The sequence below is a fragment of the Sphingomonas sp. AC449 genome (assembly GCF_979253475.1).
In genome coordinates, this window is record NZ_CEEDCZ010000008.1 from 77,239 (window position 1) to 92,070 (window position 14,832).

The 14,832-nt window shown below is 68.0% G+C and carries 13 protein-coding genes; 9 read left to right on the forward strand and 4 right to left on the reverse strand.

From position 1 onward, the window contains the following. Nucleotides 1-23 precede the first annotated feature (23 nt). Nucleotides 24-425 (forward strand): glycine zipper 2TM domain-containing protein, encoded by a 402-nt coding sequence (locus AC0CH3_RS13535; RefSeq protein ID WP_354300601.1) that lies wholly within the window; start codon nt 24-26, stop codon nt 423-425. A 93-nt stretch (nt 426-518) separates the two neighbouring features. Here AC0CH3_RS13535 and AC0CH3_RS13540 read toward each other — a convergent pair whose 3' ends face one another. After that, nucleotides 519-1,547, reverse strand: coding sequence for a polyprenyl synthetase family protein (locus AC0CH3_RS13540; RefSeq protein WP_354300599.1), 1,029 nt, complete (start codon nt 1,545-1,547; stop codon nt 519-521). Between the two features lie 102 nt (nt 1,548-1,649). Here AC0CH3_RS13540 and AC0CH3_RS13545 point away from each other — a divergent pair, with 102 nt between their 5' ends. The 5 genes from AC0CH3_RS13545 to AC0CH3_RS13565 all read left to right on the forward strand — a co-directional run bounded on the left by AC0CH3_RS13545 (nt 1,650) and on the right by AC0CH3_RS13565 (nt 8,749). Beyond that, a complete protein-coding gene (locus AC0CH3_RS13545) occupies nt 1,650-1,928 on the forward strand; it encodes a chorismate mutase (protein ID WP_056018312.1) in 279 nt (92 codons plus the stop codon). 164 nt (nt 1,929-2,092) lie between these two features. After that, on the forward strand, nt 2,093-2,746 hold the full coding sequence (tmk, locus tag AC0CH3_RS13550) for a dTMP kinase (RefSeq protein ID WP_354300597.1): 654 nt from the start codon (nt 2,093-2,095) through the stop codon (nt 2,744-2,746). A gap of 146 nt (nt 2,747-2,892) precedes the next feature. Continuing rightward, nucleotides 2,893-4,719, forward strand: coding sequence for a methyl-accepting chemotaxis protein (locus AC0CH3_RS13555; RefSeq protein ID WP_465237995.1), 1,827 nt, complete (start codon nt 2,893-2,895; stop codon nt 4,717-4,719). Between the two features lie 193 nt (nt 4,720-4,912). Then, entirely contained in the window at nt 4,913-6,217 is a 1,305-nt protein-coding gene (gene pncB / locus AC0CH3_RS13560; RefSeq protein ID WP_354300593.1) for a nicotinate phosphoribosyltransferase, read from the forward strand. 99 nt (nt 6,218-6,316) lie between these two features. Continuing rightward, nucleotides 6,317-8,749: a hypothetical protein gene (locus tag AC0CH3_RS13565; protein ID WP_354300591.1), complete on the forward strand. Its 2,433-nt coding sequence runs from the start codon at nt 6,317-6,319 to the stop codon at nt 8,747-8,749. A gap of 18 nt (nt 8,750-8,767) precedes the next feature. On the opposite strand, the gene AC0CH3_RS13570 is transcribed toward AC0CH3_RS13565, so the two are convergent. Together AC0CH3_RS13570 and AC0CH3_RS13575 are read right to left on the reverse strand one after the other, a co-directional pair. Next, nucleotides 8,768-10,081, reverse strand: coding sequence for a M20/M25/M40 family metallo-hydrolase (locus AC0CH3_RS13570; protein WP_354301276.1), 1,314 nt, complete (start codon nt 10,079-10,081; stop codon nt 8,768-8,770). 80 nt (nt 10,082-10,161) lie between these two features. Then, complete coding sequence (locus AC0CH3_RS13575) at nt 10,162-10,788, reverse strand: ankyrin repeat domain-containing protein (protein WP_235532268.1); 627 nt, start codon at nt 10,786-10,788, stop codon at nt 10,162-10,164. A gap of 75 nt (nt 10,789-10,863) precedes the next feature. Here AC0CH3_RS13575 and AC0CH3_RS13580 point away from each other — a divergent pair, with 75 nt between their 5' ends. The 3 genes from AC0CH3_RS13580 to AC0CH3_RS13590 are packed head-to-tail and all read left to right on the forward strand — an operon-like array spanning nt 10,864 to nt 12,581. Further along, nucleotides 10,864-11,460: an SCO family protein gene (locus AC0CH3_RS13580; RefSeq protein WP_354300589.1), complete on the forward strand. Its 597-nt coding sequence runs from the start codon at nt 10,864-10,866 to the stop codon at nt 11,458-11,460. 7 nt (nt 11,461-11,467) lie between these two features. Then, complete coding sequence (locus AC0CH3_RS13585; protein ID WP_056018322.1) at nt 11,468-11,902, forward strand: YcgN family cysteine cluster protein; 435 nt, start codon at nt 11,468-11,470, stop codon at nt 11,900-11,902. 4 nt (nt 11,903-11,906) lie between these two features. Then, entirely contained in the window at nt 11,907-12,581 is a 675-nt protein-coding gene (locus AC0CH3_RS13590; protein ID WP_354300585.1) for a M48 family metallopeptidase, read from the forward strand. Here the strand turns inward: AC0CH3_RS13590 and AC0CH3_RS13595 are convergent. Beyond that, entirely contained in the window at nt 12,557-14,788 is a 2,232-nt protein-coding gene (locus tag AC0CH3_RS13595) for a transglycosylase domain-containing protein (protein ID WP_354300584.1), read from the reverse strand. The genes AC0CH3_RS13590 and AC0CH3_RS13595 overlap by 25 nt on opposite strands. Between the last annotated feature and the right edge of the window lie 44 nt (nt 14,789-14,832).

Here is a 14,832-nt window from a genome sequence, read left to right on the forward strand (position 1 = left end):
GTCATAGATCAGGAGAAGACCCCGTGAAGAACCATCTGATTGCCGCACTGATGTCGGTCGCTGCCGTCGCACCCGTGATTGCTCCGGTCGAGGCAACCGCCCAGCGGCGCGACGACCGCCGCGACAACCGGCGCGTGGACCGCAACTGGCATGGCGACGACCGCAACTGGGATCCCTCGCGCAGTTATCAGAACGGCAACTACCGTGAGCGCCGCCTCGGCCGCAACGACCGCGTCTATCGCGGGCAGGACGGCCGTGCCTATTGCAAGCGCAACGACGGCACGACGGGCCTGGTGATCGGTGCGCTCGGCGGCGGCGCGCTCGCCAACCTCATCGGTGGCGGTACGCTGGGGACGCTGGCCGGCGCCGGCGGTGGCGCGCTGCTCGGTCGCTCGGTCGATCGCGGCAATGTGAAGTGCCGCTAAACGTCTGATATCACTGCAAACAAGAACGGCGGCCGAGCAATCGGCCGCCGTTTTTCATGTCGGTGCATAACGCGATGCCCGGGCGATCCCGGATCAGTAGGCGCGCGCGACCGCGAATTCGACCGCCTCGATCATCGCGTCCTTCGCCACCGAGTCAGGGAAGCCGCCGATCGAGTCGATCGCGCGCTGACCATAATGGCGTGCACGCGCGAAGGTATCGTCGATCGCGCGCGTCGCCCGGATCAGCCGTACCGCATGCTGCAGGTCCGTATCGCTGTCGCGACGGCCCTCGACCGCGTCCTTCCAGAACTGGCGATCCTCGGCGGATCCCCGCGCATAGGCGAGGATGACGGGCAGCGTCATCTTGCCCTCGCGGAAGTCGTCGCCGGCATCCTTGCCCATCGTATCGGCGTCCGAAACATAGTCGATCGCGTCGTCGACGAGCTGGAACGCGATCCCCAGGTTCCGGCCATAGGCGTCGAGCGCGGCCTCCTCGGCTTCGGATCGCTCGGCGACGACCGCCGCGATCCGGCACGCCGCTGCGAACAGCGCCGCGGTCTTCGCGCCGATGATATCGAGATAGCGTTCCTCGCCCAGATCGACGCGGCGGGCGGCGGTCAGCTGGTTGACCTCACCCTCGGCGATGATCGCGCTGGTCGACGACAGGATCTTGAGCGCCCTCAGGCTTTCCGCCTCGACCATCAGTTCGAAGCTGCGGCTGAACAGGAAATCGCCGACCAGAACGCTTGCCGGATTTCCCCAGATGATGTTCGCGGTCCGCTTGCCGCGACGTAGGTCCGATCCGTCGACCACGTCGTCATGCAGCAGCGTCGCCGTGTGGATGAACTCGACCGCGGCAGCGAGCAGATGATGCTGCGTCCCGGTGTAGCCGATCAGCTGAGCGCTCGCGAGCGTCAGCATCGGGCGCATCCGCTTGCCACCACCCGCGATCAGATGGCCAGCCAGTTCGGGGATCAACGGGATCTCCGAATCCATCCGCGCGACGATCACGGCATTGACCTGATCCATATCGTGCGTGACGAGCCGGAGCATCGGATCCAGCGAAGGCTGTGACCCGGCATTGGAAGTGGAGGAGTCGAGGCGGTGGACGGTAGCGCTCATCTGCCCGAGCCTCTGGCCGGTAAGCCTCCGCAAAGCAACCCTTGCCGGCGTGCGAAACGCTCCGCAAAAGGCGGGCGCGCATAATGAATCGGAGGTTCCACGATGCCCGACGACCTGCTGAGCGGCTATCGCCAGAGCATCGACAATATCGATGCGGCCCTTATCCACATGCTGGCCGAGCGGTTCAAGGTCACGCAGGCGGTGGGTCGCCACAAGGCGACGTACGGCCTGCCCGCCGCCGATCCGGGCCGCGAGGAGCGACAGATCGCACGGCTCCGGCGTCTTGCCGAAGAAGCACAGCTCGACCCCGAATTTTCCGAGAAATTCCTGCGTTTCATCATCGACGAGGTGATCCGGCATCATGAACAGCTTCGCGAATGAACGGGCGCATCGACGATTGCCGCGGCCCTCGCGACTGAGGCGTTCGACCTGCACGTGCTGGTCGGTTAGGGGGGCGCGATGAGCTTCCTCCCTGTGATCGAACGCGCGGGCCGCCCGCTGCCCGGCTTCACCCCCGCTGCACGCTGTGCGATGCGCGGCCGGGCATGAGCTGGAACGGTTTCTTCGCGGTCGAGGGGATCGACGGCAGCGGCAAGAGCGGCATGGTCGGCTATCTCGTCGAGCAGCTCCGCGCGCGTGGCGGCGAGGGGGCGGCGACCCGTGAGCCGGGTGGCACGCCGCAGGGCGAGGCGATCCGGTCGCTGATCCTGTCGGGGGCGGACGATGCCTGGGATCCGCATGCCGAGCTGCTGCTGATGACCGCGGCGCGCGTCGAGCATGTCCGTCGTGTCATCAAACCCGCGCTGGCGCTCGGGCGGTTCGTGATCTCCGACCGCTATGTCGGCTCGACCATCGCCTATCAGGGTGCGGGGCGCGGCATGTCCGAGGCGTTCATCCGGCAGCTCCACGCCGCCGCCGTCGGCGATGTCTGGCCCGATCTGACGATCATCCTCGACCTGGACGTCGAGACCGGCCTCTCGCGAAGCCGCAAGCGACTGGCGACCTCGGCGGTCGACGAGGGGCGGTTCGAAACGCTCGAACTCGCCTTCCACCTGCGCATCCGCGAATCGTTCCTCGACCAGGCGCGGCGCGATCCGGCGCGTCATGTCGTCGTCGATGCCTCCGGCACGCCGGACGAGGTGCGCGCGCGCACGATCGCCGCGTTCGACGCCTGGACCGGCCTGCAAATCGACCGATAGGTTTTCCGCCCGCCCGATGCGGGCGGGTGCGCGGTGTGAATTAGATGCTCCGCGCACCGCCGGGGACGCTCGGCGCGCTATAATGGACCGATACCGGCAGAGCGCGGCGCCGTCCGTTCTGCGCGTTTGTCCATCTGGAGCGTTGGATGACTATCAGGACCTTCGTACGTGCCGGCGGCGCGCTACTGCTGCTCATGATCATTCTGGCGGCCGGGCTGGCGACATGGCGGATCGACGTGATCCGCATGGGCGGGCCGCTGCAGGTCCAGTCGCAGCGGACCTCGGACCTCGTGGCGGATGTCCTGCCCCCGCCTGCCTATATCATCCAGGCGTATCTCGAGGCGACGCTGCTTCTGCGCGATCCCGCCGATGCGCCCGCCGCGGGCAAGCGGCTGGCGAAGCTGCATGACGAGTACCGGGCACGTCACGACTTCTGGTCGCACACCGACATCGATCCGGCGGTCTATGCCGCGTTGCGCGCGAGCAAGCCCGCCGCCGACGCGTTCTGGACCGAGGTGGAGACGCGGTATCTTGCCGCGGCCCGCGCCCGCGATCGTCGTGCGCTCGACCGCAGCTATGCGCGGATCACGCGCGATTACGCGGCGCATCGCGCTGCGATCGACACGCTCGTCACGCGTGCGCTCGCCTATCAGACGAGCCTGAACGATCGTGCCGCGACCACGCTGCACCGCGCGCTCGTCCTGCTGTCGGTGATCGGGCTTCTGATCGTCGGTGGCGTCGCCGGTTTCTGCGTGCTGTTGCTGCGGCGGGTCGTCTCGCCCACCGTCGACCTGTCCGACGTCACCGCGACGCTGGCGCGCGGAGAACCGGCATCGGTCCCCTATCTTGATCGCAAGGACGAGCTCGGCAGCATCGCCGTGGCGGTCGATAGCTTCCGGGTCGCGGCCGAAGCGCGCGCCGAGGCCGATGCAGCGGCGTCCCGCGAACAGACGATGGTCACCGACGCGCTTGCGGGCGTGCTGCAGACGATGGCGACGGGCGATCTGAGAGGGGGTCCCGCGATCGAGTTTCCGCCGTCGTTCCGCGAGATCGGGCAGAACCTCAACAGCGCCGTGTCGACGCTGCGCGCGATGATCCAGACCGTCGTCGAGACCGCGACGGAAATTCAGAGCGGCGCAGGCGAGATCTCGACCGCATCGGAGGATCTCGCACGGCGCACCGAAAGCACCGCGGCCAGCCTCGAACAGACCAGTGCCGCGCTCGTCCAGATCGACCAGCGTCTGCGATCGTCGGCGGAAACCTCGTCGAGCACGGTGGCTCGGGCCGACAGCGCGCTCGCCACGGTCGCCGCGGGGCGCTCGACCGCCGAGGACGCGGTTCAGGCGATGTCGCGGGTGGTCACCAGCGTGACCGGAACCGACGACATCATCGAGGGGCTCGACAAGATCGCCTTCCAGACCCGCGTGCTCGCGATGAACGCCGCGGTCGAGGCGGGTCGGGCGGGCGATGCGGGTCGCGGATTTGCGGTCGTTGCCGATCTCGTCTCGGTGCTCGCACAAAGAGCCGAGGCGGAAGCCAAGAGCGCGCGCGATCAGCTGACCACGACGCGGACCGAGATCGTGACCGCGGTCACTGCGGTCGAGCAGGTCGACGGGGCGCTGGCGGAGATCGCGCGCGACGTCGGCGACGTCCATGCGCTCGTCGGCGGGATGGTCGTCGACAACCAGGCGCAGTCGCTTGCCATTTCCGAGATTTCCGCAGCGGTCTGCAACATGGATCTGGCGACGCAGCAGAATGCGGCGATGGTCGAGGAGACGTCGGCTGCCGCCAACGGGCTGTCGGCCAAGGTCCAGCGGATGGTGCAACAGGCGTCGGTCTTCCGGTGGGAGCGCCGCGAGCGCAGCCTGCCCGTCGCCGGCGATCGTCGCCGCACCGACCGGCGCGGTCCGGATAGCGCGCCGCGCGATACAGGCGGCGGCGAACGCCGCGCGCGCCGGCTTGCCGACGCCTGATCGTGTGATCCGGTCGGGACAGGCGGTGCGGGCGTTTGCCCGCTTCACCCGCAATGCTCCGCGTGATCGGGTGACCGCCGGCCAGGCGAAGGCTTTGCAAAACGGGTTTCGGCGCTATCGCTCCCCGGATGGTTCCGCCTGCTCCTGACCCCTTGCCGCGCGGCCGGGCCGAACCGCGAGGAAGGAGTCCGGCATGGCCGTTACCGACATAGCGACGCGCACCTATAATCACGGGTTCCGGCTCGATCCGATCGTCCGCAGCCTGCTCGATACCGATTTCTACAAGCTGCTGATGCTGCAGATGATCCGTCAGCAATATCCCGACGTGCAGGCCACGTTCGCGCTGATCAACCGGACGAGGACGGTCCGGCTGTCGACGATCATCGACGAGGGCGAGTTGCGCGCGCAGCTCGACCATGCGCGCACGGTGCGGTTCGGCAAGAAGGAACTGATCTGGCTCGCGGGTAACAGCTTCTATGGGCAGGACCGGATGTTCGCGCCCGATTTCCTGCGCTGGCTCGCCGATTTCCAGTTGCCCGATTATGAGCTGCGCACCGTCGATGGTCAGTTCGAGCTGCGTTTCGAGGGACCGTGGACGCACACGACGATGTGGGAGATCCCCGCACTCGCGATCGTCAACGAACTGCGCGCGCGCGCCGTGCTGCGCGATCGCGGCCGCTTCACGCTCGACGTGATCTACGCGCGCGCCAAGGCCAAGCTGTGGGACAAGGTCGAACGGCTGCGCGCGCTGCCCGATCTCGTCCTCTCCGACTTCGGTACGCGCCGCCGGCACGGTTTCCTCTGGCAACGCTGGTGCGTCGAGGCGTTGAAGGAGGGGTTGGGAACCCGCTTCATCGGCACCTCGAACGTGCTGCTCGCGATGGACAATGATCTCGAGGCGATCGGCACCAACGCGCACGAGTTGCCGATGGTGCGCGCAGCGCTCGCGACCGACGATGCCGGGGTGGCCGCGGCGCCCTATCAAGTGCTCGACGACTGGCGGCGACATTATGGCGGCAACCTGCTGATCGCGTTGCCCGATGCGTTCGGTACCAGCGCGTTTCTCGCCAACGCCCCCGACTGGGTTGCGGACTGGACCGGCTTTCGCCCCGACAGCGCGCCGCCGATCGAGGGGGGCGAGGAGATCATCCGCTGGTGGCAGGCGCACGGCCGCGATCCGAAGACCAAGCTGCTGATCTTTTCCGACGGCATGGACGTCGACACGATCGAGGCGACCTATCGCCATTTCCACGGTCGCGTGCGGATGAGCTTCGGCTGGGGCACCAATCTCACCAATGATTTCCGCGATTGCGACCCCGATGGGATGGCGGGGCTCGAGCCGATCTCGCTGGTCGCGAAGGTCACGCGTGCCGATGGCCGGCCGGCGGTGAAGCTGTCGGACAATCCGTCGAAGGCGACTGGCGACCCGGCCGAGATCGAACGCTATCTGCGCATTTTCGGCGGCGAAGGGCGCGCCGCGTCGAAGGTCAGCGTCTAGCGCGGTCGGCGGATCGCCACCGGATCGCGTCGGTCTTCACGGCATCCGTACAACCGGCCGCCCTAAAAAGGCCATGCCGTACCGCCACGACGCACGCCTATGGCTGTTTCGCGACCCTCGATCCGTGCGTCGTTCCTCCGTTTGCGGCATGCGCTGCTGCTGGCTGCGCTGTTCCCGCTGACCCAGGCGCACGCGGATCCCGCCGCGTTCGACCTTACCGGCCCGGCGCTGAGCGTCACCGTGACCCATGGCAGGACGACGCTGCCGATCGGGCAGGTTCCCAATCTGAGCGAGGGGGACCGGATCGCGGTCGGCGCCGAACTGCCGCGCGATCAGGGCGTGCACTATGTGCTCGTCGCCGCGTTTCTGCGCGGGGCGACCAATCCGCCCCCGAAATCCTGGTTCGCGCAGGCCAAGACGTGGGAGCGCAAGAAGAACACGCTCGACCTCACCGTGCCCGCCGGCGCGCGCCAGCTGATCCTGTTCCTCGCGCCCGAGACGGGTGGCGGGTATGACGCGATCGTCGATGCGGTCCGCAAACAGCCCGGTGCGTTCGTGCGTGCCTCGCAGGAACTGAACCAGGCCTCGCTCGATCGTGCCCGGCTCGACACGTTTCTCGATTCGATCCACCGGCTCGAGCGGACCCGTCCCGAACGGATCGAGACCGTGTCACCCGTGCTCACGCGCAGCCTGTCGATCACGCTGAAGGCCGAGTGCCTCGAACAGGCGGTCGACCTGCAGGCGGCGTGCCTGACGCAGAGCCGCAGCTCGTTGTTGCTAGCGGACAGCCACAGCGCGTCGCTGACGGAAACGCTCGTCGGCGCGCCCACCGATCTCGCGCTCCAGCTCGCGGCGACGCCCGAGGGCGGCTATGGCTATTACAGCCCCTATATCGGCGTGGTGCGCGATCTCGCGCGGATCTTCGGCGCGTTCCAGTCGACGCAGTTCCAGTATATTCCCGCGCTCGCGCGTGCCAGCGACGCCCGCCTGTCGCTGCTGCTCAATGCCGCGCCGTCCTTTGCCAAACCGAAATCGGTGATGGTCGCGGCACTCCCCGCGATCGAAACCCCCGAGCCGCCGCCGCTGCGGACGGTGGGGCCTGCGCGTGCCTTGTGTCGCGCAGAGGACGGGGTGCTCCTGCCGGTCGAAGGTGCGCCGCTGATCTACGCCACCCGGTACGCGCATGCGATGGCGGTGCGCGTCACGCGGCCCGATGGCAGCAGCGTCGACCTTCCCGTGGCGGCCGATGCCGAGCGGGGCGGGTTCGTGCTGGGGGGCGCCGGCAGCGACGCAGGGGCGTTCGGGACGGGGTTCGACGCGACGCTGCACGGGACCTGGGGTTTCACGCCGTTCGACGGCCCGCGTTTCCGCCTGCAGAGCCCCCGCGCCAACAGCTGGCGTGCAACCGAAGCGGCCACGCTTGTCGCAGGGCGCGACAACAGCCTGACGATCGAGGGCGGCGCGGCGGCCTGTGTCGAGGACGTCGCGCTCGCGCGCCCCTCGGGGGCGACCGAGCCGCTCAAGTGGACCACACTCGCGGATGGCCGGATCACCGCCACGATCCCCAAGGCCCAGCTCGCGCCGGGGAAGGTTTCGGTGATCGTTCGCCAGACCGGGATCGCGGCGCCCGACACGATCGCGTTGACCGCGCTGACCGAGGTCGGGCGGATCGATGGCTTCACGCTGCATGCAGGCGATGTGCAGGGGCTGCTGACGGGAACCCGGCTCGATACCGTCGCGTCGCTGACGGTCGATGGCGCGGTCTTCACCCCGGGCGAGGTGGTCCGGACCGCCAAGACCGACGAACGCGCGATGACGGTCGCGACACCCAACGCGGTCCAGGGCTGGACGGCGGGCCAGGACAAGACGGGCCGCGTCACGCTCAGGGACGGTCGCGTGCTCCCGGTCGCGGTGCGGATCGCCCCGCCGCGCCCCGTCGTCACGCTGATCGACAAGACCGTCACGCCGACCGCTACCCCGGCGGCGCTGCCGATCACGCTCGCGCAAGGGACTGCGATACCGATCGACGCGCGGCTGACCTTTTCGCTCCGCGGCGAGGGGCCGACGCGCTTTTCCGGTCGCGAGCAGGTCGAGATCGCGACGCTCGATGGACGCGCGTCGACGATCATCACGGCGGCGAACGGCTATGCCGTACAGGGGCCACAGGTTGCGATCGTCACGCTCGACCCGGGCAAGGCGCTTGGCGCGTCGGCCTTTGGCCCGGTGCGCTACCGTGTCCTTCAGGACGGCGTGGCGAGCGACTGGGCGCCGCTCGTCTCGCTCGTGCGGCTCCCGACGCTGACGGGCGTGACATGTGACAAGGGCGCGCCACGGTGCGTGCTGTCGGGCGAGTCGCTGTATTTGCTGGCGGCGGTCGCGGGGGACGCGCAATTTACCGGCGCCACGATCCTGCCCGACGGCTTCACTGCCGGATCGGTGACGATCCCGCGACCCGGCGACACGCTGTTCCTCAAGCTGCGCGACGACGACGCCCTGACGGCCACCGCGAAGCCGGTCGTGGTCGACCGCTAGGCGGCGTTGCGGGCGCGATCAGCGCGCGGCAGGCTCGCGGGACAGGCGAGCCATCAGGATCGCCGCGCGCTTGGCCTGGCGGCGGATGCTGCCGAGGTCGACCGTCTCTCCGGGGGCATGGTCGCCGCTGCTCGCGGTCCCGAGCCCGATCAGCCCGTCGACATCGCCTGCGACGAACGCGATGTCGCCCGCGCCGCGTTTCAGCGGATCGAGCGCCGCCATTTCCGGTAGGCGCATGTCGCGATTGACCCGGTTCAGCCGGTCGAGCAGCACGCGGTTGCCCGCGGTCGGCGGCATCGCCGGATAGCCGCTTTCGAAGCTGATCGTCGCCGATGTGCCCGGAGCATGGCGGGCGACGATCGCGGTCATCTTCGCGCGGACCCGCTGCGTCTGATCCTCGCTCAGCGTCCGGAAGTCACCGCGTGCGACCGCGGTCGCCGCGATGATGTTGCCCTTGCCCGTCGCGGTCGCGCGGACGCCATCGGCATCGAGCGCCGCGGTTGCGCCGCCCGCGACCACACCCGTGTTGAACGTCAGGTTCGGCTCGGGCAGATCCTTGCGGAATGCCGCGAGGATGCGCGCCATCTCGTTGATCGCACCGTCGCCATAGCTGTCCGAGAAGATCAGCGACGAATGGCCGGTCTTGCCCGTGGTGGTCAGCGTCCAGCTGTTCGACGAGCGTCGCGCGATCGATCCCATGTCGCGCCCGTCGACGACCGACAGACCTTCGAAATCCAGCGCGACATCGGCGCGCTTGCCGGCCGCGATCAGGTCGGCGCGCGCGATCTCGACCGGATCGCCCGCATCCTCTTCGTCTCCCGTCAGTATGATCTCGATATTCGCGCCGTCGAGCAGCCCCGCCGCCTTCATCGCCCGCAGCGCGGACAGCATCACGACCATCCCGCCCTTGTCGTCGCCCGCCCCAGGCCCCTGCGCGCTCTCGCCCTTGCGGACGAAGCGCTGAAACGGCGAATCGTGCTCGAACACCGTGTCGAGATGCCCGATCAGCAACAGGCGCTTGGTCCCCGGCTTGCCCGGATGCACCGCGATCAGGTGCCCTGCCCGCTTGGTCTGCGGCATCGGTTTCCACCGGACCTGGAAACCGAGCGGTTCGAGTTCGCCGCGGACCATCGCGCCCACCTTCGCGACGCCCGCAAGGTTCATCGTTCCGCTGTTCTGATCGACCAGCGTCTGCAGCAACGCGATCGACCGCTCATGCTCGGCATCGACCACCGCGACCGCGCGCGTCTCGGCGGGCGACAATTGTGCCTGCGCCGTGGTCGAGCCGAGGGCCGAGCCCAACAGCGCCAGCGCCAGTCCTGAATATCGCATCACCGTCATCCGCCACTCCCTTTGCGCCATGAAAGCCGGGTTCTGCGCGCGGGTCCAGTGTCGGATGGTCGATCAGCGTCTCAGAATTTCGGTCCCGACACCGCCTGCCGCGTTTTCTTCGGCGCATCCTCGAGCAGCTTGGTCACGACCGGGTTGCGCCCGTCCTGCTTGGCATAGGCGCGGGCGGACATGCCGGCGATGATGTCGGCCTGGTCCGCATCCGCACCCTCGGCCAGCAACGTCCGGATCATGCCGATGTCGCGGCGCTGCACCGCGCGGATCAGCGGCGTCTCGCCTGCCGAATTGCCCAGATTGGGGTTCGCCTTGGCCGCGGTCAGGATCGGGATCATCCCCGCCTGTCCGGTCGTCACCGCGAGCAGCAGCGGCGTGTTGCCCTTGCCGTCGCGCAGATTGGCGTCCGCGCCCTTTTGCAGCAGGAACCGCAGATAGGTCTCGTCGCCGCGCTTGATGACGATATGCAGCGCGCCCTCGCCGGTCGTCACGTCGCGCGAGTTGACGATGCTGCTGCCCGGCCGCCCGAGCATCTCGAGCACGTCGTTGTTCTTCGACTCCCGCACCGCGTTAAGGAATTTATACCCCTCGGACTGGTTCTGCGCATTCACCGCGCTCGGCGTCAGCAGCACGGCGACGGGTAGGGCGACCGTGGCGACCATCATGAGGGAGATGGAGTTGCGGATGTACGGCATCGATAGATCCTCGGGAACTCGGGTGGTGTGCGACGCTTGCGCCGCACGGGCTAACAGATCAAGGCTGGCTGTATCATGACCAGCTTCCGCCCCGCTTTCCTGGCCGCGCTCGCGCTCGCGGCATGCAGCCCATCGAGCCCCGATACGGATACCGTCAAAAGCCCCCCGCTGGCCGGCGCTCGTATCGGTGGGCCATTCACGCTCGTCGATCAGGATGGCCGACAGGTCACCGACCGCCAGTTCGCGGGGAAGTACCGCATCATGTATTTCGGCTACACCTTCTGCCCCGACGTGTGCCCGACCGACATGCAGACGATCGGCGCGGCCATGAAGATGCTGGAGGGCAGCGATCCGGCGCTCGCCGCCCGGATCGTGCCCGTGTTCGTCACGGTCGATCCGACGCGCGACACCTCCGCGATCGTCAAGCAGTTCATCTCGGCCTTCCATCCCCGGATGGTCGGGCTGACGGGTACGCCCGAGGCGATCGAGGCGGTGAAGAAGGAATTCGCGATCTTTTCGGCGAAGGGCGACGCGTCGCCCGGCGGCGGTTACCTCGTAAACCACTCGCGTCAGGCCTATCTTATGGATCCGGACGGCAAGCCTCTCGCGCTGCTGCCACAGGACAAGGGACCACAGGCCGTGGCCGACGACATCAAGATCTGGGCGCGGTGATCGCCGTATGAGCAACCGGTTCTGGGAAGACACGCCGATCGACAAGCTCGACCGCGGTCAATGGGAAGCGCTATGCGACGGCTGCGGCAAATGCTGCATCCACAAGCTCGAGGACGAGGATACCGGCGAACTCGTCGCGACCAACGTCTCGTGCCGCCTGCTCGACCGGCGCAGCGGACAATGTTCCGATTATCGCCACCGCCACGCCTATGTCGCCGAATGCGTCCGGCTGACGACCGCGAACGTCCGCGACATCGACTGGCTGCCCTCGACCTGCGCCTATCGTCTCCGTGCAGCGGGCGAACAATTGCCCGAGTGGCATTATCTCGTCTGCGGCGACCGCGAGGCGGTGCACCGCGCGAAACAGTCGGTCCGCGGCTGGACGATCAGCGAGGACGAGGCCGGCGATCTCGAATATCACGTGATCGATCGCGAACTGTAAGCCGGTGATCGAGGGTCTGGAGATCGTCCGCCACCCCCGCGCACGCCGCGCGCGGCTGTCGATCGATCCTGCAAGCGGTCGCGCCCGTCTTGTCGTCCCAAAGCGCGCCGCGCTTAAACAAGCGCTCGCCTGGGCTCAGGGCAAGGCGGACTGGATCGCCGAACAACGTGCGCTGCTGCCAAGCCCCCTGCCCTTCGTTCCCGGCGCGGTGATCACCGTCGCCGACGAACCGCTGACGATCGCGTGGACCCCCGGCGATCGCCGGACCGTCGTGCGCGAGGGCTCGATCGTGTCGCTGTCGGGTCCCCCCGAAACGATCGCGCGTCGCGTCGAGGCGTGGCTGAAACGCACCGCGCTTGCGCTGCTCGAGACCGAGACGGCCGAATATGCCGCCAAGGCCGGGGTCAGCGTCGCCAAGGTGGCGGTCGGCGATGCGAAGGGCCGTTGGGGCAGCTGTGCGTCGAGCGGCGTGATCCGCTACAGCTGGCGGCTTATCCTCGCGCCCAGCTATGTTCGGCGCGCGACGGTCGCGCACGAGGTCGCGCACCGCGTCCACATGAACCATGCACCCATCTTCCACGCGCTCGTCGCCGATCTCTACGGCGCGGACCCGACCCCGGCGCGGATCTGGCTACGCACGCATGGTGCGGCACTTCACTGGGTCGGCCGCCCGTCCTGATACCGCCCATCCTGCCGATCGCCCTGATACCGGTCGCCCTGATACCGGTCGCTGGAATAGCGATCGGTCGGAACGCGGTCGCGCGCCGGATCGCGCTGTAGCGGCTGGCGCCCCGGCGGGACCTGGTCCCGCGTCCGCGGGTCTCGCGCCGGGTCGCGGCCCGTCACCCGGTCGATCCAGTCCTGATTGAGCTGCTGTGCCGGTGCGGCAGACGGCGCGCCCGACGGATCGGCCTCGGGCCTCGGTAGCGCATCACCCGTCTGCGCGTCGGTCGGCACGTCCTGCGGCATGCCGCTCTCGATCGGGTTGCCATTCTCGTCGACCATCATCTGGCCGTTGTCGGGTTGCCCGAAATAGCTCTCCTCGTCGGGCTCCAGCTGCCATTCGGGCAGCGTCACCTGTGTCTCGAACTGCTCGATCGGCCGGTCCGCGGTCGCGGGCTTCATGAACGCCGCCCAGGCGCGCGCGGGCGCGGTGCCGCCGTGCAGCCCCGCGATCGGTCGTGCATCGTCGCGTCCCATCCAGACGCCGGTGGTGATCCCGCTCGAGAAGCCGAGGAACCAGCCGTCCTTGGAGGCGGTCGTGGTACCCGTCTTGCCCGCCACCGGACGACCGATCTGCGCGGCGCGCCCGGTTCCGGTGTTGACCGCGGTCTGCAACAGGTCGGTCATCTCGGCGGCGACATAGGGCGCGACGAGCACATGGCTGCGATCGACTTCGTGCGTGTAGATCGTCTGGCCGTTCGAGGTGACGCGCGTGATCCCGTACGGGGTCACCGCGATCCCCTTGCTCGCGACGCTGGCAAAGGCACGCGTCATGTCGATCACGCGCGTCTCCGACGTACCCAGCACCATCGAGGGATGCGTATTGACCGGCGTCGTGATCCCAAACCGCCGCGCCATGTCGGCGACCGTCGTGAACCCGACCTCCTGGCCGAGCTTCGCCGCCACCGTGTTCAGCGAATAGGCAAACGCGGTGCGCAACGACACAGGTCCCGAATTGCGCCGTGAGTCGTTGCGCGGCGTCCATCCGTTGATCGTGACGGGTTCGTCGACGATCGAATCCTCGGGCTTGTGCCCCGCCTCCAGCGCCGCGAGATACACGAACAGCTTGAACGACGATCCCGGCTGGCGGACCGCCTGCGTGGCGCGGTTGTAGATCGACGAGACATAATCCTTGCCCCCGACCATCGCCTTGACCGCGCCGTCGCGGTCGAGCGCGACGAGCGCACCCTGCGCGCCGGCGGGCGTGTTCGCCCGGATCGCGGCATCGGCGTGGCGCTGCATCGACAGGTCGAGCGTCGTCCACACCTCGAGCGGTGCCTCGGTCTCGTCGATCAGCGTGTCGAGCTGCGGAAGCGCCCAGTCGGTGAAGTAGCGCACGCTGTTCTGCCTGGGCTCGGGCGCGAGCTTGAGCCCCTGGACGTCCGCGTCGGCGGCCTCGCTGGCGGAAATCACCCCCGTCTCGGCCATCGTCTGCAACACGACGCCCGCACGACCGACCGCAGCCTCGGCATCGGCGGTCGGCGAGTAGTTGGACGGCGCCTTGACCAGCCCCGCGATCACCGCAGCCTCGGCCAGCGACAGATGATCCGCGCCATGGCCGAAGAACTTGCGCGATGCGGCGTCGATCCCGTACGCGCCGCCGCCATAATAGACCTTGTTCAGGTACAGCTCGAGGATCTCGTCCTTGCTGAACTTGCGCTCCAGCGCGAACGCAAGGATGCCCTCCCGGAATTTGCGTCCGAACTTCTTCTGGTTGTTGAGGAAGACGTTGCGCGCCAATTGCTGGGTGATCGTCGATCCGCCCTGCGTCCAGTGCCCGCGATCGAAGCGGACCTTGACCGACCGCGCGATGCCGACCGGATCGACGCCGATATGCGACCTGAACCGGCGATCCTCGACCGCGATCGTCGCGTCGCGCATCACCGCGGGGATCTGGCCATAGGGCAGCCATTCGCCGAAGCTCGGCCCCATCGACACGATCACGCTGCCATCGGCGGCATGGACGCGGATCATCTGTCCATTGGGAGAGGATTTGAGGCTTTCGAAGCTCGGCAGCTGCGACCGCGCGATATACACGGCGATCACGAGCGCACCAAAGGCAAGCACAGCGAGGCCGATCAGCACCTTCAGGAGGAGGACAAGTCGGCGGCGCCATGGGGAGCGAGGCCGAGGGGAGCGGGAAGCGGGACGCGCGCGAGCCATGAAGGGTTGACGAATTACGCCTTATCCGGCTCGCCGACAAGCGT

Excerpts from the sequence above, each read along its gene's own strand:
- AC0CH3_RS13540 (WP_354300599.1), bottom strand. The coding sequence starts at position 1,547 with ATGAGCGCTACCGTCCACCGCCTCGACTCCTCCACTTCCAATGCCGGG.
- AC0CH3_RS13545 (WP_056018312.1), top strand. The coding sequence starts at position 1,650 with ATGCCCGACGACCTGCTGAGCGGCTATCGCCAGAGCATCGACAATATC.
- tmk (WP_354300597.1), top strand. The coding sequence starts at position 2,093 with ATGAGCTGGAACGGTTTCTTCGCGGTCGAGGGGATCGACGGCAGCGGC.
- AC0CH3_RS13555 (WP_465237995.1), top strand. The coding sequence starts at position 2,893 with ATGACTATCAGGACCTTCGTACGTGCCGGCGGCGCGCTACTGCTGCTC.
- pncB (WP_354300593.1), top strand. The coding sequence starts at position 4,913 with ATGGCCGTTACCGACATAGCGACGCGCACCTATAATCACGGGTTCCGG.
- AC0CH3_RS13565 (WP_354300591.1), top strand. The coding sequence starts at position 6,317 with ATGGCTGTTTCGCGACCCTCGATCCGTGCGTCGTTCCTCCGTTTGCGG.
- AC0CH3_RS13570 (WP_354301276.1), bottom strand. The coding sequence starts at position 10,081 with ATGCGATATTCAGGACTGGCGCTGGCGCTGTTGGGCTCGGCCCTCGGC.
- AC0CH3_RS13575 (WP_235532268.1), bottom strand. The coding sequence starts at position 10,788 with ATGCCGTACATCCGCAACTCCATCTCCCTCATGATGGTCGCCACGGTC.
- AC0CH3_RS13580 (WP_354300589.1), top strand. The coding sequence starts at position 10,864 with ATGACCAGCTTCCGCCCCGCTTTCCTGGCCGCGCTCGCGCTCGCGGCA.
- AC0CH3_RS13585 (WP_056018322.1), top strand. The coding sequence starts at position 11,468 with ATGAGCAACCGGTTCTGGGAAGACACGCCGATCGACAAGCTCGACCGC.
- AC0CH3_RS13595 (WP_354300584.1), bottom strand. The coding sequence starts at position 14,788 with ATGGCTCGCGCGCGTCCCGCTTCCCGCTCCCCTCGGCCTCGCTCCCCA.